Source organism: Geobacter sp. OR-1, from assembly GCF_000813145.1.
Classification (GTDB): Bacteria; Desulfobacterota; Desulfuromonadia; order Geobacterales; family DSM-12255; genus Geoanaerobacter.
Genome location: NZ_BAZF01000002.1, coordinates 290245 through 308519, shown reverse-complemented (window position 1 = coordinate 308519; position 18275 = coordinate 290245). Strand labels below are relative to the sequence as shown.

General features: G+C 51.7%; 24 protein-coding genes. 9 read left to right on the top strand and 15 right to left on the bottom strand.

Annotation, left to right across the window (positions count from 1 at the left end; translation table 11 throughout):
• Positions 1-99 precede the first annotated feature (99 nt).
• Genes OR1_RS23185 through OR1_RS03230 form a run of 3 tightly spaced genes read left to right on the top strand, consistent with a single transcriptional unit; the run spans position 100 to position 2035 of the window.
• On the top strand, positions 100-546 hold the full coding sequence (locus tag OR1_RS23185; RefSeq protein WP_041969905.1) for a very short patch repair endonuclease: 447 nt from the start codon (positions 100-102) through the stop codon (positions 544-546).
• A gap of 29 nt (positions 547-575) precedes the next feature.
• Entirely contained in the window at positions 576-983 is a 408-nt protein-coding gene (locus OR1_RS03235; protein ID WP_041969904.1) for an HIT family protein, read from the top strand.
• A 2-nt stretch (positions 984-985) separates the two neighbouring features.
• Complete coding sequence (locus tag OR1_RS03230; RefSeq protein ID WP_052440222.1) at positions 986-2035, top strand: HNH endonuclease; 1050 nt, start codon at positions 986-988, stop codon at positions 2033-2035.
• 109 nt (positions 2036-2144) lie between these two features.
• Here OR1_RS03230 and OR1_RS03225 read toward each other — a convergent pair whose 3' ends face one another.
• Together OR1_RS03225 and OR1_RS03220 are read right to left on the bottom strand one after the other, a co-directional pair.
• Positions 2145-2840 carry an RES family NAD+ phosphorylase gene (locus tag OR1_RS03225; RefSeq protein ID WP_041969903.1) on the bottom strand — a complete coding sequence of 232 codons (696 nt, stop codon included), beginning with the start codon at positions 2838-2840 and terminating at the stop codon, positions 2145-2147.
• A 3-nt stretch (positions 2841-2843) separates the two neighbouring features.
• Positions 2844-3251, bottom strand: a complete 408-nt coding sequence (locus tag OR1_RS03220) for an antitoxin Xre/MbcA/ParS toxin-binding domain-containing protein (protein WP_041969902.1) — start codon at positions 3249-3251, stop codon at positions 2844-2846.
• Positions 3252-3421: 170 nt separating this feature from the next.
• Here OR1_RS03220 and OR1_RS22240 point away from each other — a divergent pair, with 170 nt between their 5' ends.
• Positions 3422-3586 (top strand): hypothetical protein, encoded by a 165-nt coding sequence (locus OR1_RS22240; protein WP_160295207.1) that lies wholly within the window; start codon positions 3422-3424, stop codon positions 3584-3586.
• 20 nt (positions 3587-3606) lie between these two features.
• On the opposite strand, the gene OR1_RS03215 is transcribed toward OR1_RS22240, so the two are convergent.
• Positions 3607-4221: a hypothetical protein gene (locus tag OR1_RS03215; RefSeq protein ID WP_041969900.1), complete on the bottom strand. Its 615-nt coding sequence runs from the start codon at positions 4219-4221 to the stop codon at positions 3607-3609.
• A 1-nt stretch (position 4222) separates the two neighbouring features.
• Positions 4223-4450: a DUF2188 domain-containing protein gene (locus OR1_RS03210; protein WP_041969899.1), complete on the bottom strand. Its 228-nt coding sequence runs from the start codon at positions 4448-4450 to the stop codon at positions 4223-4225.
• 170 nt (positions 4451-4620) lie between these two features.
• On the opposite strand from OR1_RS03210, the gene OR1_RS03205 reads away from it, so the two are divergent.
• The 5 genes from OR1_RS03205 (at position 4621) to OR1_RS03185 (ending at position 9164) form a co-directional block, all read left to right on the top strand.
• Entirely contained in the window at positions 4621-5757 is a 1137-nt protein-coding gene (locus OR1_RS03205) for an ImmA/IrrE family metallo-endopeptidase (protein ID WP_041969898.1), read from the top strand.
• Positions 5738-6259 (top strand): hypothetical protein, encoded by a 522-nt coding sequence (locus tag OR1_RS03200; RefSeq protein WP_041969897.1) that lies wholly within the window; start codon positions 5738-5740, stop codon positions 6257-6259. The genes OR1_RS03205 and OR1_RS03200 overlap by 20 nt, the downstream gene beginning before the upstream one ends.
• A 48-nt stretch (positions 6260-6307) precedes the next feature.
• A complete protein-coding gene (locus OR1_RS03195) occupies positions 6308-6943 on the top strand; it encodes a hypothetical protein (protein ID WP_052440221.1) in 636 nt (211 codons plus the stop codon).
• 2 nt (positions 6944-6945) lie between these two features.
• On the top strand, positions 6946-7680 hold the full coding sequence (locus OR1_RS03190; protein ID WP_041969895.1) for a PIN domain-containing protein: 735 nt from the start codon (positions 6946-6948) through the stop codon (positions 7678-7680).
• 68 nt (positions 7681-7748) lie between these two features.
• Complete coding sequence (locus tag OR1_RS03185; protein ID WP_041969894.1) at positions 7749-9164, top strand: DUF6035 family protein; 1416 nt, start codon at positions 7749-7751, stop codon at positions 9162-9164.
• Positions 9165-9225: 61 nt separating this feature from the next.
• Here the strand turns inward: OR1_RS03185 and OR1_RS22235 are convergent, their stop codons facing one another.
• The 11 genes from OR1_RS22235 to OR1_RS03140 all read right to left on the bottom strand — a co-directional run bounded on the left by OR1_RS22235 (position 9226) and on the right by OR1_RS03140 (position 18272).
• Positions 9226-9363 carry a hypothetical protein gene (locus OR1_RS22235; RefSeq protein WP_160295206.1) on the bottom strand — a complete coding sequence of 46 codons (138 nt, stop codon included), beginning with the start codon at positions 9361-9363 and terminating at the stop codon, positions 9226-9228.
• A 137-nt stretch (positions 9364-9500) separates the two neighbouring features.
• Complete coding sequence (gene radC, locus OR1_RS03180) at positions 9501-9992, bottom strand: DNA repair protein RadC (protein ID WP_041969893.1); 492 nt, start codon at positions 9990-9992, stop codon at positions 9501-9503.
• 77 nt (positions 9993-10069) lie between these two features.
• Positions 10070-10585: a CHC2 zinc finger domain-containing protein gene (locus tag OR1_RS03175; protein WP_041969892.1), complete on the bottom strand. Its 516-nt coding sequence runs from the start codon at positions 10583-10585 to the stop codon at positions 10070-10072.
• A 35-nt stretch (positions 10586-10620) separates the two neighbouring features.
• A complete protein-coding gene (locus OR1_RS03170; protein ID WP_041969890.1) occupies positions 10621-11076 on the bottom strand; it encodes a hypothetical protein in 456 nt (151 codons plus the stop codon).
• Positions 11077-11165: 89 nt separating this feature from the next.
• On the bottom strand, positions 11166-11687 hold the full coding sequence (locus tag OR1_RS03165) for a hypothetical protein (protein ID WP_041969888.1): 522 nt from the start codon (positions 11685-11687) through the stop codon (positions 11166-11168).
• On the bottom strand, positions 11684-12109 hold the full coding sequence (locus tag OR1_RS03160; protein WP_041969887.1) for a hypothetical protein: 426 nt from the start codon (positions 12107-12109) through the stop codon (positions 11684-11686). The genes OR1_RS03165 and OR1_RS03160 overlap by 4 nt, the downstream gene beginning before the upstream one ends.
• Before the next feature lie 83 nt (positions 12110-12192).
• Positions 12193-13023, bottom strand: coding sequence for a hypothetical protein (locus OR1_RS22680; protein WP_237754210.1), 831 nt, complete (start codon positions 13021-13023; stop codon positions 12193-12195).
• Complete coding sequence (locus OR1_RS03155) at positions 12983-15550, bottom strand: DEAD/DEAH box helicase family protein (RefSeq protein WP_237754209.1); 2568 nt, start codon at positions 15548-15550, stop codon at positions 12983-12985. The genes OR1_RS22680 and OR1_RS03155 overlap by 41 nt, the downstream gene beginning before the upstream one ends.
• A gap of 108 nt (positions 15551-15658) precedes the next feature.
• The gene (locus tag OR1_RS03150; protein WP_041969886.1) at positions 15659-15928 is read right to left on the bottom strand and encodes a hypothetical protein; all 270 of its coding nucleotides are present in this window, start codon (positions 15926-15928) and stop codon (positions 15659-15661) included.
• Complete coding sequence (locus tag OR1_RS03145) at positions 15912-16475, bottom strand: hypothetical protein (RefSeq protein WP_041969885.1); 564 nt, start codon at positions 16473-16475, stop codon at positions 15912-15914. Before OR1_RS03145 ends, OR1_RS03150 begins: the two co-directional genes overlap by 17 nt.
• A 78-nt stretch (positions 16476-16553) precedes the next feature.
• Positions 16554-18272: a VWA domain-containing protein gene (locus OR1_RS03140; RefSeq protein WP_041969884.1), complete on the bottom strand. Its 1719-nt coding sequence runs from the start codon at positions 18270-18272 to the stop codon at positions 16554-16556.
• Between the last annotated feature and the right edge of the window lie 3 nt (positions 18273-18275).

Genomic DNA, 18275 nt, shown 5'->3' with positions numbered 1-18275 from the left:
CTGGATATAGTATGAACTTCTAATCGAAAATCTCCGTTGATGTCTACCGTTTGGGCTTCAAAAGAATAACAAGGCAATTTATTTGGAATATCATCTAATATGACTGACTTCATGACCCCCAAACAGCGTAGCCGCTGCATGTCACGAGTTAGGGGGAAAGATACGTCCCCGGAAATCTATCTTCGGAAGATGCTTTGGGCCAACGGTTTTAGGTACAGGCTCAAGTCTAAGCTACCTGGCAAACCAGATATTGTTCTACAAAAACATAAGGTGGTGATTTTCGTTAATGGCTGCTTTTGGCACAGTCATAAAGGATGTCTTAAATCTAAGTTGCCTTCAACCCGTGAAGAATTTTGGTCTAACAAGATTGCTTCAAATACTGAGCGTGACAAACGGAATATTGCCGAACTTAAGAGGTTAGGATGGAGAATTGCCATTGTATGGGAGTGCTGCATTAAAAACCAGAAGAGTAAAGCAGGTACGGTTGAATCTCTCTCAAACTGGATATTATCTAACTCCGAATGGGTCGAAACAGCTTTGGATTGAGAGTTGAGATAGGGAGGTTAGCCTCTGACATGAGACATGATAATAATGAGAATACCATCCAGCCCCCATGCCCCTTCTGTACTCTGGACAACTCCAGAATAATTCTGGCCAACACCCATGCCCTCGCCATTTTTGACGGATTCCCCATCACCCCCGGTCACAGCCTGATCATGCCGAATAGGCACATCGCCTCGTTCTTTGATGCTACCAAGGAAGAGCAGGGGGCGCTGTTTGGTCTGTTGGCAGAGATGCGGTTGCTTCTGCAAAGGGACCATAACCCCGACGGCTTCAATATCGGCATCAACGACGGCTCTGCTGCAGGACAAACTGTCATGCATCTGCACATCCACTTGATCCCGCGCTACATAGGTGACGTGCCTGACCCACGCGGCGGAGTGCGCTGGATCTTCCCCGATAAGGCAGCATACTGGAAATAGCTATGACGATGCCTGCCGCAGAAGAACAACTAAAATTCATCACAAACATTCAGCGAGTCCTTGAAGAGGGCTCCTTCGTCGCTACTTACAAATTTGCCCTGATCATGTCCCTTGCCGACTATGCGGTTGAAAACGGCGATGATTCTGGCGATCCGTTACAATTGACGACACGAAATATTGCAGAAAGTTTTGTGGAGTATTACTGGCGACAGGCTGTACCGTATGCTCACGGCAATCTACAGGCTCCCGTCCGGGTTCTGAAGCAGGGGACAGGTCAGCAGCCGGTTGTATTGAGCCGAATAATGGATCTTCACAACCTGTTTAATGGTTCGTTGTCTGCTGCTCGGAAGGACGCTAAAGTTTGGGATGCCTTACTGATCAAGGTAGCGGCAACCATAGCTCAGATGCCACTTTGGAAGCTTCAAGTGGTGGGCCGTTCTATTGTTCCGTTTCTGTACGAACAAAACGGCAACGGTAATGCCATCAGTCTCCAACCCGGAGTTGTTTACAACTTCAGAAGATTTTACGATCTGATCCGAAATCTGGTGCAAGGTGCGTGGATTCGCCATGTCAGAATGCTCAACGTTGATCTTCTGGGAGAATCCGATTTAGCCGAATTTCTTTTCGGTGCGGAACGCACGGTCCTACCAGGTCTTCGTGCGGTGCTTAAAGATGTTCAAGCCGATGATTGCTTCTACTGCAAAGGGAGACTCCGTGAAGGTGGAGATATTGACCACTTTGTCCCATGGTCCCGTTATCCGCTGGATCTAGGTCACAATTTCGTTCTTGCCCATTCTGTCTGCAACAGGAGCAAGAGAGATTTTCTTGCCGCTCCGTTCCATTTGGAAAACTGGCAGAAAAGGAATCAAATCCATGGGAAAGCACTTGCTCAGGAGTTCGACGCACGCAGTATTCTTCATAATTTGGATGCAACCGAAAAGATAGCCTTCTGGGCCTATTCGCAGGCTGAAACAGCAGGTTCAAACCTCTGGTTCCGCAAAGATGATGTGATGCCGATTGATCAAAGCTGGCGTCAAGTTCTTGGTACATGAATACATGATGACAACGTATTACGTTGAAAGTTACGACAATTCAATAAGATGCACATGCAATCTCCACAGTATCAAGGACGGTTCTCAACGGCCCTTGTGGACAACTCTGCTACATGGCTGTCAAACTTATCTCCAGCAATGATTCTCCCTGCACACGTTCAACGGTTATCGACTGTCGCTCAGGATAACACCGATACGTCAGGTAACAATGATTCCTGGGGTTGCTGAGAATTGAGGGGGTAAATGACGCCAGGTTGGTGCCTTTGCATCGCGCTGATGGCGCCAACAGTCCAGGATGACCCTCGCTATGCAGCCGCTCGCCAATCTGGTGCGTCAGGCTGTAATCTTGTGCTATCAATCCTGGGAACTGTTTCTCTTTCCCTCGCAAATCAATCAACACTGCCCGACCATGGACGAGATAAACGGCACGCTCCCTAATGATCGGGCCTTTTGATCCCTCCACTCGCAGTTCTTCCTGAATCATGTGGTACGCCGTCTCATGGATCGTGGTTTCCAGTTCCAATGAACCGTACCAGACGCCAAACGCTCCATTTCCATACCGGCTGCACAGATAGGGATCGGTCTCGAAGGGATAACCGATTGCGGTGGTATAATGAAAACCCCGCTTGATTAGTCCGGTCGGGATTTCGGCCTTTACCCGCATCTCTGCAGTGACAGCCACTTCACTCAGATATGCATCACCATCGGTCAAATCCGAAAACAGATCGACAGACTCACGCAAAGATACAATGTTGCGAAAAAGGTCATCGTTGAAATCACAGGTTTTGTCGAACAGGCTTGGCATGAATCAGCGCCCACGGTAGAAGTCGAGGTAGCGGGCCACCTTGGCGATGCCGATGATTCCCTGTTCTTTCATGACGGCAAGCGGAGTAAGGTTGTCAAAAGCCGTGTTCCGCCGGGAAACCCATGAATAGCGGATATCTTCATTCTGGGGGTAGAGAAGCCGCAGCGCCTTGTGAATGGCCAGGAGCCAGCCAACGCGGTCCAGAATGTCGCGGGTGCCTGGCAGCGCCTCGCCCTTGCCGTATTTAGCCAGCATGGCCCGGCTTTTGGGGCTTAAGCCGAGGAGATCAAGCTGATCGGCGGTCGAAAGATCCCAGAGGTGAAATAGTTTGATGACCATTTTCGACAGTGCGCTTCGCGAATCCTCGGAAGACAGGTCAATGTCGATGTTTGATGCATGAGCGAGCGCCATTGGATAATCCCCCTTTCATGGTTCTATAATATACAAAATATGTTTCCTTGACAACAAAAAGGAAATGTATTTTATTGTTCGCATGAAATGCTGCGGCAACCGGGATAATGCAATCATTACGCATGGCAAATTAAATAGACATACAGATGTGGCTTTTGGAGGTTTCAGAAATGTTCAATGAAGACCTGCTGGCAGCACTGCAGGAGTTACTGGAGGCATCCAGTACCATGACCAGCGGCCAACTGCCAAGCGCGACCCAACTGGAACGCTATCAACGGGCACGCGAATGGGCGCAACGGCTCCTTGACCGCGAAGAGAGGGCGAAAAATGCGTGATCTTTCTTTGATGATGGTCTCTATTTTTTCGGTGGCGGGGATGTAGACGGCCCCTGGCCGGCTGAAGGTGATGGCAGTTGAGCTGGTGCATATCCAGCACCAGGCTTTGGAGTAGATGGCAGTTGAGCCGGTGCATAGCCGCGATTTCCATTTGTCGATCCGATTTTGTTGTTCATCTCTGAATACCTCTTGACGTTGAAAGTTGTGAACAGAATTGTGAGTATAAGGCCAGTGAAGAATAGTGCCCCGGCAACCAAGTTGAGCCGGTTGGTTCTTTCGATATGCGGGTTCGGCAAGCTTGCGCTTTCATGATCTCCGGCTATTTGTGATTCAAGACGCTGGAGTTGTACATCTATTGCCTTTCTGCTTTCGTACAGGGAAAACAGAACACAGGCGATAGAACTGCCGAATGCGCACCAGGCCGCGATGATCAGTGGCAGCTCTATGACATCCTTCAGTGGAACTATGTCCTTGAGAAATGTCATTGAGAGAGCGAGCGCACCAGCGGATAGCGTGAGTATCGCCTTGTCGGTGTTTTCGTTTGCCGATTTGCCCGCTTCCCACAAATGTTTCCGAAACTCAAGATTTACGGCTTCGTTGTTAACTTTGTTCTCTGTCCTGCGACGTGGCCGCATCTCAACCTCTGGGTGGAAATGGGTCGTTGCCGTGACTGTCTGCCCCGGCTATTCTGCCGTCCTTGTTGTGGATTATGAACTCTGACTGTTGATTCTGGCTGATTGTTCTTCCCTGATTAATTGCTTCCCTCTTTGTCTCCGTGTGAACGGATACTCGCTGTGCTCCCGGTTTGACAACATCCCACCCGCCGTTTGAGTTCGGTACTACATGATGTTCTTTCCGTGACATGGCAATCTCCTTTTTTGTTTTTTGCACCATATATGGTGTCTCGCTAACAATTGAAGCCAATATATTGTGTGCTATTCGCTTTGTCAATCAACAATATAATAAATTATTATATTGTTGACACGCAAGTATAATTTATTTATATTTTTACTTGACAGAAAGGGGGAAATTTAATGTCGAGAATGGAATTGGCTGAACGTCTCCGAAAGGCCCGCGAAGCGGTTGGCTTGTCGATTGGCGATGCAGCAACTCGTCTTGGTTTCACCAATTACCAGACACTGAGTAACATCGAAAAAGGTGAGCGGGAGGTAAAGGCGAGCGAGTTGGCTCAATTTGCCAAAACGTATTTCTGTAACTTGAACAACTTGCTTATGGGGGACGACATCCCACAGCCAGCAGTACATTTTCTCTGGCGTCGGGCTCCATCTGAACGAAAAACAGAAATAGAGGCATCGATAAAGCACAGATTCGAGGAGTATCATCTGCTCGAAAAACTGCTTGGCCTGGTAGAAGAAGGATCTGGTCCTGTTATCTCCGTTTCACCGGCAGATATACGCACCTACCATCAGGTTGATGCATTGGCTGCCAAGGTGAGTAACCTTCTCAATATGGGCAGCAGGCCTGCGCTTTCTCTACAGAAGGTTATGGAGCAGATGCTCCGTACCAAAATTCTCTTTATCGAGTTGTCCGAGTTTGGTTCTGCTGCTTCAACGGTTCACCCTGAATTTGGCGCCGCCATCGTCGTTAATAGCGAAGAAGCTCCATGGCGCATCAACTTCACCCTTGCCCACGAATTGTTCCATATCATTACCTGGAATACGTTTAACCCGTCGGATCTTGAGCAAGATGAAGCACTGTTCAAGGATATTGAGAAAAAGGCCGAACGCTTTGCCTCGACTCTGCTTCTTCCGGAAAGTGCGGTTCGTGAAGAGCTGAATGCGCGGATAAAGGAACAAAAGCTTTCCTTTTCGGACATTGTCGACATTGCCAGGGAATTTGGTGTTTCAACACAGGCGTTGCTCTATCGAATGGCGAACATGCGCTTCATCGAATGGGAAAAGGCGAACGATCTGGCAAGAAACGATGAGCTTTTGATGATCGACCGGCGCATCAGAAGGGATGCTGACTACGAAGCCCCCTCCTCGGAAAGATTCACACTGCTTGCAGTGAAATGTCTCCGCAAGGGATTGATTTCTCGTGGCAAGTTCTCAGAACTGCTCGAAATCGATCGCGCTGATATTGATGAGTTTCTTGAATATCGGGGATTGAGCGAGGCGGAGGGCGAGTCGATTGAAATTATGGCTTCTTGATGCCGACGTTATCATCAAACTTCTCGAAATCGACGTGTTCGACAGACTGGTTGCAATGCATGACCTGCATGTTGCCTCTACGGTGGTTGATGAGGTCAAGTATTACCGCAGAGGCGGGCGGAAATTTCAGGTAGATTTTCGGCAACAGTATATTACCACTGGTCTCGTGACTGAAACTCTGGCAACTGCCGAAGAGATGCAGGATGTCCTCCGCCGACTGCCGCCGCTGCGCCAGCAAGGCGTTCACGCTGGCGAGATTGAATCACTTGCCGTTCTGGTCAGACAGGAAGATCTCACCCTCTGTACATTCGATGCCGCGGCAATTAGGACTTTGCCATTTCTGGACGTAACTGAACGTGCGGTTTCGGCGGAACGTCTATTGCGAACGTCCGGATTGACCCTGTCACCGGGATATAAACTTGATCCCAGGTTGAGTGAAGAATACTTCAGATCGAATGTTGATCAGGGTTTACGGGAGTTTGTTTGCTCCCATACAAGCTAAAGAGCATGATGCGTTTATTCGCATCACACGACAACGGAAGGAACAGGAATGAAAGTTTTTCGGGATTTGTATATTAACCTGAACGGTTTCAAAATCGACGCACTTATGGAGTTGTTTACCGAAAAGTGTGGCGACAACTGGTGTCGTGCGCTTGATCGTGAAAAGGATGCCGGGGTTCTGGGTGAAAAGGCCTTCAGCTTTGAACACATACAAGGCGACGGTCTGGAACGCGCAGGATTATCACTCTTTCAGAAAGATGGGGATACCTGGTACGTCCCCAATATCGTCCCCCTTGATAGTAGTCAGCTCTCGCATGGTCAATATAATAAACTCCTGGAAAATTTTCTGGAAAAGATCGTGCGTCCATCTATCGATGGGCTTGCAGTGACGGCTGAGCTGACGAATGATGAGCAGTTTTTGAAGGATATTGTTGGTGAAGAAACCGCATCATTGCTGCATAAATTTTCTGTTTTAGCGAATCAATCTACTGGTAGCTCCCATCCCTGTGATCGCAATCGTTGGTTCGATTTTCTCATTGCTGTCCAAAGACAACACGTATCACTTAACACTGACCTATTGATCCATGCACTCAAAGAGGACGGGTGGTCCGAAGAAAGGGCTCATGACCTAGCTATTGAATATGAATTTGCGATCAGCCTTCTTGATTACAATGAAGGCAAATGACTATGTTTATTGATATCGAGGAGTTAAGTGCCGCTATTGTCACTAAGCCGGCACCGGTTCTCTTTTTGGATACCTGCACCATTCTGGACGTAATCCGTGCTCCATATCGTGAATCGATAGCCGTTGAGGAAATAAATGCAGCAAAGAATTTAATTCAATTATCTGAGCAGTCCTTGCCAGGGGTATGGCTCGTCACGAATGAAACCGTTCACGGAGAATGGCTTGCTAACGTCGATACCGTCAAGTTGGAGTTAGAAAGAGAAACCAAGAAAATAGAAAGGCAACGTTCCAAGTTTCTTGCGGCAGTAGACATAGTCTATGGAATGAAACACGAAATCGGACATAGGGTTGAGCATCTCAAGCTTTCAGAACATCTCGAAAATTTATCAAAGAAAATCCTTTCCACATCCCAGATAATAAAGATCGCTGATTGTCATAGTCTGAACGGAATGCATCGAGTCAGAAAATATCTGGCACCGGCTGGTCGAGGCAAACAAGAGGCAAAGGACTGCGAAATATTTGAGGCATTTCTCGACACGGGACGCTCTCTACGGTCTAAAGGATTTTTAGGTGCGATTTGTTTTGTAACAGCAAATTCTGACGACTATGGAAAACCTACAGAGCCAAAGTCTCCCCTTGATACTGAATTATTAGATATAAATGCCCATTACGTTGGATCGTTAAGTTGGGCAAAAGCCGTAGTTGAGAAAGAACGACACCCGATAACGAGTAAATAGGCGCTATGGCTTATTTGTTGCGTGGAAAAGGTGAATGATTCCCGCTTGGTGCCGTTGGAGGTGTTGAAATGAGTAGTGGCTTCACTCTTGTTGACGAACCTCTCATAGAATATGTAATTGACCAAGCCGATGGCAAAGAATACAGGGCTGGTGAATATGTATTTGCGTCCGCGCGAGAAATTGCTGAAATAAGGATGAGAGTTTTTGATGCAATCAAGAGAGAAGAGCCAAACATTATCTGTGCAGCTTGTCACACGCCAGCATATCCCAGGAAACACATTGATACAGGGAAATTCCATTTTGTTCACGTTTCTGAAGATGGCGAAAACGATTGTCCTTACAACGAGAAAAGAAAGCGAGTTGATACGACGCGCATCGACAGTATGCGCTACAACGGCCAAAAGGAAGGGCCTGATCATAAATTACTGAAGAATATACTGCGGTCAAGTATAGACGCTGACCCGTTATTCGACCCGGCTCAAACGAGAGAAGAGAAGAACTGGTATGGAGCAACGGATGAGAAAAAGTGGCGACGACCCGATATCGCGGCTACCCGACTGTTTGCTGATGATAACAGCCTACGAATCGCTTTTGAGATTCAACTTTCTTCGACCTACCTGAAAGTAATTGCAGCAAGAAGAGAATTCTACCTCAAAGAAAATGCCCTTCTTTTCTGGGTTTTCAAGGATGCATCCGGAGTAGACCCCCGTCAGTATCAAGACGATCTCTTTTACAACAACAATTCAAATCTCTTTGTCGTTGATGAGGAAACAGGTCGTTTTTCTCAGGAACATGGCAAACTGATTTTTCGGTGCTGTTATTATGAACCAGTGTTGGTTGGGGCAAGCGTCATTGATGAATGGCGTGAGCGGGTTGTGTCTTTTGACGAACTGACCTTCGATGTCGAACACCAAAGGGTTTACTGGTTCGATTACAAAGCTGAAAAAGCAAAACTGCTTGAAACTGCAGGTAAAAAGATTTGGGAACGTGAAGAAGAGGAACTACGGGCTAGATACGAGGATTTTTGGAATAACATCCATCTCAGGAAATGCAAAGACCCGGAAACCGAATACCGACGGCTTAGACAGCAATTGTTGATGCATGATATTACCGTTCCGGAACGTCATGACCGGGAATTGGAGCGGTTCACACAAATGGTCTACAGCGCCAAAGCTGGTGAAGGCTTTCTGACTGGGCTCAAGACTCTTCTTGAATTGGCCAACAACTCATATCTCTACGGTAAACAATTTTTGTGGTACTTTGGGCGAGTCTTGCAGCATTACGGAACCTGGGATACGCTCCTTGCCCAAGACAAAAATGCTGAGCAAAGAAAGAAAATGAGCGGCAAAAAGCATGAAAGCTGGAAAGAAAAAGGGAAAACCATTAAGCAGAAGATCGATGCCAACGATCCTGATTTCAAACAGAACCGTAGTTACGACAAATTGTTTTTACTTCTGTTCCCTGAGATTACGCTACCAGAATAAGAAAAAGGCGACCACAAGGGCCGCCTCTATCCAGGCCGAACGGGTATCCGGCCTGAAGATGTTAGTAGGGTTTCACTCCCGAAATGATGGCAAGAACCTCGAACTCGCCTCCTGACAAATCATTCTTCATCAGTGCTTTCTCGAACTCCTCCCATGACAGTGTGAATTCCCTACCGTTAATGCGTGCTCGAACTGACATGACTCTCCCCCCTTATCGATGTGATGGTGGCCCAAAAGGGCTCCCTGCAACCACCGTCGGGACGGTGACTCCAGGGAACCCTTTTGAACCAGGGGTAGAGCTGAGGGAGGGCGCACGAAGCGCCACTCCCCCACTAACTACAGATATCCCTTTTCGACAAAACTCAGGAACTCGTCATCGCCGACGATGATATGATCCAGCACCCTGATACCAAGTATGTCGCCGCTCTCCTTGAGACGCGTGGTGATGGCAATATCTTCCTTACTGGGAGTCGGGTCACCCGTCGGATGGTTATGCACAAGGAGGATGGCTGCCGCATTGGACAGGCATGCCGTCTTGAACACCTCCCGGGGATGCACGATTGCCTGGTTGAGTGAGCCGATGGATACCCGGTCGAAACAGACGATCCGGTTCTTGCCGTCCAGATGCAGAACAACAAAATGCTCCTTCGTCTCACGCCGGAGATTCCGGAACATTTCAAATACCTGCTCTGGTTTCGTGAAACGCAGCGATACCCACTCAGGGGCATCGTCACGCACGACCTCGTTGCGGTAACGGGCCTCGATAGATCTCACCATGATTCGTTTGGTGACCGGTGGTACCGGTTCACCGAATAGATTGAAATTCATGTCCACCTCCGAAAATATTGAGGGCGGACTCCCCCTTAGGGGCAGTGGTCGCCCCCATAGGGTTGATAGTTATCGGTTTAGGTCTGGAGTGCCAGCACGGCCTCCCGAAAGGTCACGCCATCAAGCTCCATCGTGGCACTGATGGAATCCCATGTCCGGTTACAGACAAAACAGTGGACATGATTCTCGTACATTGCCATGGATGGATTGTTGTCTTTGTGAAACGGACAGCAACGGTGTTTCCCTTTGGGGAAGTCGATGATGCTGGTTATGGGATACTGCCGGGCCTGCTCGATCATCTCAGGGGTGATCTTGCCAGATACCGGTCCCGCTTCCTTACCGTTGACGTGGTTCAGCAGAGCTGTTGCCTCCAGCTTCAGAGGTCGCAACTCCTTCTCCTGGTCATTGATTAAGGATGCAATAAGAGCTTTTGTCAGCGGATCATGACTGCGTTCCATCCGCCGTTGAGCTCCCCATATTTCACGTTCAAGATGTTTGATTTGCGGTTGCAGGAAGGCAAGCCGACGCATGATCGCATAGCGTTCCGGTACACCGAATTCCTTCGCCGCTGAGATGACGGTTTTCACGGTCATCCTTCTTGCACCTCCTGTCGTGTGTCGCTCTATGTTCATGCCGTACCTCCAACTACCCGTACCGAGCGAAACGGAGTCCCCCAGACAGCTTCGCCTCCGGAACTGCTCCGGGATTTGATCTCCAGGTGGCATGGTATCCACCCGGTCGACCGCCCGACGATGAAGCGTCGGCGATCCCCGTAACAGTCGATGACCTCTACACGTTTCCCCTCCAAGCCGATCAGATCGGCTGTCAGGTCAACACGCGAGCGCCATCCGGTTGCGATATTCTTCTGGCGGGCTTTATCAACCAGGTCAGCGTACTTGCGATAAGCTATCATGGTGCCGCGTTCAGTCGGAACAGGGGAGTGTTCAGGAGAGTTCAGTTCCGTTGCCAAGGCTGCCGCCTTCTTCAAGACGACATCGAAGCCTAGACAGGTGTAGAACTTGCCATGGTCGAGAACATAGACGCCGCCGGCATAGCCGGGGTTGATTGTGATTTTGGTGGTCATGGTCTGTCTCCTTTGTAATAAGCAAGTGAGACAGACTTCCCCCTTGGGGATTGTCGTGTCTCCCCGCAGGATGAATTATTTATTTTGGTTCAGCTGCGCAGTTGTTTGTCCCAGCAGCACTCGCCGATGAAATGGGCGTAGTCGTCCCGCTGGTAGAAGACGCGTGCGGAGGCTTGCGGGATTATGTTGCCGCAGCCGACACATTTTACGGCCCGTTCAATGGGGCTGTCTGCAACCGTCAGTTCCCGGATGAAGGTTTCATCGCAGTTCTGACAGTCAAAAATCTCCCTGTCGATCCCCAACAGGGTGTCGGTTCGGGAGACTTCCAGAAAACAGCCGCATACCGGGCAGCCGATGGTGTTCGGCGTGCCATTTTCCGCATGCCGTTCATGTTCGTAGTTGTTGCGGGCGACGCGGAGATTCTCCTCGAAGTCAATCTCCATCCGCTCACAGAAGTGCATCAGATCCGTGAGCATGTCCTTGACGTCATCTTCGTCGCCGTCGAAATCCCGCTCCTCAAGGGTCAGACAGTAAGCCTGCATGACTGTGTCGATCCGGTCGGCACGTTCCTCGTTGGTCGGTTCGTCTGTCGTTCGTTCAAGAGGGCTCATGCCGCGACCTCCTCTTCTCCGCAGGTTTCCCGTTTATCGTGGACGGCAGGTTCATTGAGTACAGCAAGACGCACAGTGTCGGTTTCCCACCGGACATCGGTATGCTTGTAGAAGCCCGACCAGAAGAAATCGTCATCGGTGACGTTCAGAGTGTTGCACTCCATCCGCCCCTCGAATTCCTTCAGGGCAACCTTTCCGTTATCAGGTTCGGCGTCCACGTCAGCCGTCATGAACTCGCAGGCATAGTTGAATTCGCTGATCTTGCAGGCCTTCATCTGCCTGACAACCACCGCGAGCTTCTTGATCCGCTCGATGAGCGTGGCGTCGAGATCGATGACGGCGTAGTCCGCGATGTCGGAGAAAAACTCGCTGTTGTCGTGAACGGGGATGATGAGGCGTTTTGCTGATATGGTGTCTGTCATGGTCTGTCTCCTTGTAATGTGCGGGGACAGACCGACCCTTACGGGGGTATCTGTCCCCGCACGGGTTGATGGTAGAGGTTTCGTCAGGCGTATTTCCGCCTGGGGGCGGGAGTACGCACATAGACGCCAAACAGGGTGAACTCCAGGGCTCCCGCATCCAGCAAGGTCTGGTACATACCGAATGGCAGATCCCGTGTGACCTCTCTGCCGTCTTCGCAATGGATGACGGCAATGGATGGTGGAGTTGGTGCAGGTTCTGGCCTGGTGATCGGTAGATGGATGATGTTGCTTTTGATCGGCGCTTCTCCCTTGTTGTCTCCCCTGACTCTGGCGTTCTCGTGCTGGGTCATCTTCTTCAACAGGGACGACGGGTCCGTGTAGTTGAAGTTCCCCTCCTTGAGCGCCTTCGTCATCAGGGATGAAAACGACTGGCTGCTACTGCATTCCGCCGGGTCAATGTCCGGAGTTTCTCCTTCCGCCAGCTTGGCGACCATCCTCTTCTCCAGGGTGTAAGCAAGCTGCAGTGCCTGGACTTCCGAAGAGGTGAGATACCAGTAGCGAACGGGACGAACTTCCCCGAACTGGGCCCGGTGGATGTCAGCGGTATTGACGCGACGGATTCTGCCGTCTCCCTGTTCAGCCAGCCTGGTGTTGGACGTGTAGTCGTACCAGACGAGGTTGTTGAACTGGGATAGGTTGAGACCCGTGGCAACGCGGTGGAACGAGACGACAACGACCTGGGCCGTTACCTGTTCGAACCACCCAACCAGCTTTTCAGGAGCAACCGAGTCGGGCAGGATCTCGATGCTGGCACCCTGCACGTTATCCCGAAGGATGCGTTTCAGGACGGGACGCATGTCGATCTTCTGCGTATTACCGGTATAAACCAGCAGACGCTCTCCCCGGTCGATCACCCCTTGGGCGATACCGATCAGTTTTTCTTCTTTTTTCCAGAAGCAGCTCTCCGTCGGGAAGCGACAGCCGGTGCAGTGTGCCGAGCGGAATATCCCGCAGTTTCAGTTCGTCGTTGTAATGCCTGAACGTGTCGCTGACACGCAGGAACGCGGCATTGCGGACGGCTGCAGCTGCCAGGAGGTCTTCCGGCGGCAGGTCTGCCTTGTCGATGATGTTTTCGATGCTCCGGTGACAGGTTTCCACCAGGGCGTGTGATTGACATTTGATGACCTCCCGTTCCACCGGTGGAAGGTCGTCGAAGTCGTCACTGTCCACGTTGACGAAGTTGGGAATCGTAAAGATCAGGGCTGCCGGTGAGATGCCAGCCGTATCGTAAGTGGTGACACGTTCCGATTCACGGTGACGGTTTTTCTCATCGGTTTTCCTGACGGTCTTGAACGCCCCGTACTTGGTCTGGAAATCAGTGGCCGACTTCATTTCCCAGCCGGCACTGCGCATCTGCATTGGATTCAAGCCCCACAGGATGTTGTAGATGGATTTCGCCATGCCGTTGGTCACGGTGGCGGTGAGGGCAAGAACCTTCTTGGCGGTTGCGGCGAGCCGGATGAACGCGGTCCCCTGATTGCTCATCAGGTTTGCCGCGTTGTGGGCTTCGTCGAAGATGGCGAGGTCGAACGGTATCCGCTTCAAGAGCCGGATGTACGGAAGCTGCTTGTTGTGCGTCCGGGCTTCCGTGGCGGTACCGTTGCTTTCGATCTCGCTGATCCAGCGTCGATAGGTCATGTCAGGTCGGTCATTTTCCGGGATATAGGTAAAGAGCGGTTCGCCGCAGTACGAGCACTTGGGTTTGTCACCCTTGCGAATCTTCTCGGACAGAGCCGAACGGCATGATGGGCAGACTTCCGTGTATTCCACGGAACTGTGGCCATCCTTCTTGACAATGGTTTTGCGACTCTTGATGCAGAGCCGGTATTTCGGGTGCATCCTGAGCCGTGTGTAGGCAATCAGGTAGAGACCGTGCGGCCTGGTGGCGGCAAGTTCCTTCAGGGCTTCCCAGGAATCGATGACATGCACATTGAATCCCTCATTGGCGTATTCACGTGCCAACTGGGGGATGAGCTGCGGTTCCGATACCATCACCGTGCGTTTTGCCTCAGTGAGGTATTTGACCGCCTTCGCCATCCAGGTTTTCCCGGTGCCGGTGTTGGCACGAATGCCAATGCCCCGGCGTCCTGAGCGGTAAGCCTTGATGACCGCCTTGACCGCTTCCCGTTGTGGTGGGAGCAGACCGATCTCCTGCAGTTCATCAACCAGGAATGTTTCGTCCTGGCCGATTTCATGGAGGGGCTGGTAGAGCCGTGAGAGTTTCTGCAGAAGCACCGATGAGAGACGGCTGTTGAGTTCGTAGTAGTCGAACCCGTGTTCCCGGGCCGGCTTGACGTACCCATGGCGATCCATCAGAAAGGCTTCGACGGTGGGCTTGCAGACCATCGTCTCGCAGTTGTTCTCCGGGTCCTTGAAGGTCTCGGTTTTGGTGATGACCATGAATTTGGCCAGGAAGAAGTCGCCGTTGATGGTGACGGATTCTATCTGACTGTTCATGGCTGCCAGTTGTACGGCGTGCGCTGTGCGCAGGGTTGATATGGGCTGGATGCTGGTGTCGTAGGACGACGGATACTGCCGGTCCAGCACCATGACAGCCGCTTTGTCAAGCCGGTCCTCGCACTCCCGGTATAACTCCGAGAGGTCGCGGGCCGTCATGAGCGGGCGGTTGCTGCCACTCATGCCGCCAAGGGAAAGAGTCTGGCGTTTACCCGGCACGGTGTACTTCTCCCGTACCGCTCCATCCCCCAGGTTAGCAGCGGGCCAACTCTGGAATCGGGCGTATTGACGGTAATACTCGCCGCTGTTGTCCTGGTTCTTTGCCAGGAATACGACCACCTGCTTGAAACGGGCGTATTCCTCGCTCTGGAAGGCGTAGGCAAACGGAAACGTCCCCTGGATGATGTCCAGCAATCTCCCTTTCAGCTCATACTCGGGAATGATGAGGACCATCACTCCTTCATAGGCCAGCAGAGGTGCTGTCTTTTCCATCCAGGTGACCAGTTCGTTGCCGGCGGCCTTGTTGTAAGGCGGATTCAGCAGGATCAGATTGAACTTGCCGGATAGCTCCACGTCGAAGAACGACGAGTTGAGCTTCTGGGTTGTCCCGTGAATCCTGTCAAACCTTCCGGCATCCAGTTCAACGGCATAGGAGAGGATTTCGTGAGGTGAACCGTTGGAGGCAGCATAGCGCCGTTTGAGCCAGCGGGTTACCGTGGTCAGGAATTCGCCTTCACCCGCACAGGGGTCAAGGACGGAGATGGTTTTCAGGGCATTGTAGCGTCGGCTTTTCCAACCGAATGACGGCTCCAGAATACGGAGTACCGTTTGAACATCGGATGGAAAGGTCGGGTAATACCCCTTGTTCAGTTCGTTCCCCCGGGTGCGGGAAAACGAGCTGTTGATGGTAGTAGTAAGTTCCATGCCTGTCTCCTTGGTAACAGGGGGCAGGCGGAGATAACACCCTCGCCGTTCGGGGAGGAGGTCAAAACCGCCTACCCGCAGAGGGATAGAAATTATTGTATCTTCGTCTCAGTGATCCCAATAGCGCCGGTCATACCAGCGGCCATTGATCTTGATCCGGTTGTCGGCATCGATGGGAACAGTACGGTCATAGCTGCCGCCTTCCTTAAGGACGGTGCAGCGTCCCGTACCGCCTTCAACCGTGGGGCCAAAGCCGGATATGTAAAACTGCCACTCTCCGTGAGTACCGTTACGGTAGACTTCACGGTGTTGAACGTAGCCGTTTTTGATGATCCGGCGTTCCCAGTTGTCCGATACTTGTTCAATTGGATAACGCATGGTGTTCCTCCTTTTCGATGGTGAAATGCGCTGTCGCGGGAGGCATCTTGAGTCCGCCATACTTGAGCCGGTTGACTATCTCCGACTTGAGTTCGTGGACCCGGAATTTCCAGCACCGCTTGTTTCCCACAAGGGGCTCTATTTCCATGGATACTTCGTTGAACAGTGCCTCGTACCAATCGCGATGGACAAACTCCCGCTGATCGAGAATCCTGGTAAAGACCTGGTAGCAATCCGCCTTCGAGGTGCCGATCAGAAACGATGAGTCGGACGAAGGCGTGATGTATGCCCCCGAATACCCTTCGCCCATTTTTGGTATAACCCTCAGGGGATGGTTGCTCCAGATGTTGATGGATCTGTCTTCTTTACCGTGGCATTCAAGTGACCCCTTCATGGCAAGAATCTGGGCGAAAGCCCGGATCTCCTGAGTGGGGCCGTAGGCGGTGAGATAAAAGAGATTGCGGGCGCCGGGCACAGAATCGTCCAGGATCAGATCCCGGCAGATGACCGTTGCCGACGCCTTGTCGTTTGAGATGGTAATTTTCATGGGTTCTCCTCGTGTAGTACCGACGGAGAACGCACATCTCCCTTGGGGAATGGCATTCCCCGTCGGGGTGTGGGTTGATCAGGCGACCAGCTTCTCCCGTAACAGCTCCAGGAGGGCCGGTGTAAATTGGTCAAGGTTTTTGATGATCCGATGATTGTCGGGCAGGTATCGTTTGATGCTGGTGTCCTGGATACCGATCCCGATCACCTCAATCCCCGATTCCCGCATCCGCTTGATGGCGGCTTGGGTGACGGGGCCATCGCCGGTGTCTCCGTCGGAGAAGGCGATGCAGATCTTACGTGTTTCCCGGCGCAGGCAGAGCTCGCCCCATGCCCACCAAAGAGCATGGCCAAGCCTGGTGCCGCCGGAACCGGTGATGTTGAATCTGCTGTGATCCGGCTTTTCCCCGAAATCAACCATGGGGAAAACGCGATTGTCGAAACCTTTAAAGGTCGCAATCGCCGTACGGACACCGGGAATGGAGTACAGAGCCTCCGAAGCCACAAAGCAGGCACGGGAAGCGATACCCATCTTGTTCAGCAGGGTCGAGTTGCCCATGCTTCCGGAACTGTCCAGAAGCATGCAGACAGCAGTGTTGACTGCCCGTTTTTCCTCTTTCCTGTTGAAGACCCGGGTATCGCCGACACGAAGTCGGGTCAGAACACGGGAATCCAGTCGGTGTCCGACACTGGCCGGGGTGGAGCGTTTCTGTTTTGATGCCTGGACGAGCCCCTGAAGGCGGGCTCGCAGAGCAGCCGTATGGACTCGAAGAGCAGAGATATCATCGTAGCCGCTGGCGTTTCGTAGTGGTTGGGCGGTCGGCAGCCGTGGTGCAGCAGCTCCAGACCCGTTGAACGAGCTTTCGGTTGCGTTCTGACAGAGCAGTTCGGCAAGTTTCTCACCCACGTTTCCGTAGGACCCGATGCTCTTGCCGGATAATGCTTCCGAGATGGCCTGCCGGGCTGTTTCAAGTGAAGCACCCGACTGTCCCGGTGTTTGTTGTCCGGAAGATGTGCTGTTGTCAGACTTGGTTGAAGGTTGTGATGGCGCTTGCTGTTTGCCACCGTCCTTCGCTTGTTGACCGCCATTGGTGTCCGTGGCGTTCTTCTGTTGCGATTGACCATCCTGATTCCCCTGGCCAGAGTTACCGTTACTGCCGGAAGCACTTTGAGAGGTCTGGGAATGGCCATTTGTTTGCATTGGCTTTGCAGCGTTACGGATGAGCTTCATCAGTTCATCGCGAAGCGCTGCCGTCTCACGGGTTGACCGAAGAGTCCCGGTCCGATCCAAAAGCTGTACCGCCTGGTTGAACTGCTCCCCAAGGATTTGCCGGACCAATGGTTCGGCGCTGTCCCTAGTTTGCCGCATCGAATCATGGTTCAGCACCGCGATGCGGGTCAGGGCCATGATCCAGGAGAGGATGCTCTGGGATGGATGGGACGGGTCCGGTCTGAACGCGCCATGCTGTTCAACCAGGATGCGCGTCAGTTCTCGGAGGTTGGCAATGCAGCCGGGATACTCCCAGCCGATTGCCTGCTCGATCCTGACATCTTCCAGGATGTTGAGCAGATCCCCCGCGAAATTATCCATCAGTTGCACGGAAAAGTCGGTGTACCGGACGTGCGCTGCTTCATGATCGATATAGCCATGGGCAAGCGCTTCAGCATGATCTCCAGACACGACCGGTATGGTTATTTCCTTCCCAGTGGTGCAGGCGATCTGTCCGGCAATGGTCACAGTGATGTCGTATTTCCGGCCAAGAACCTTGGCGATCAGGGCAAGAGGACGTGCTTTCATGGT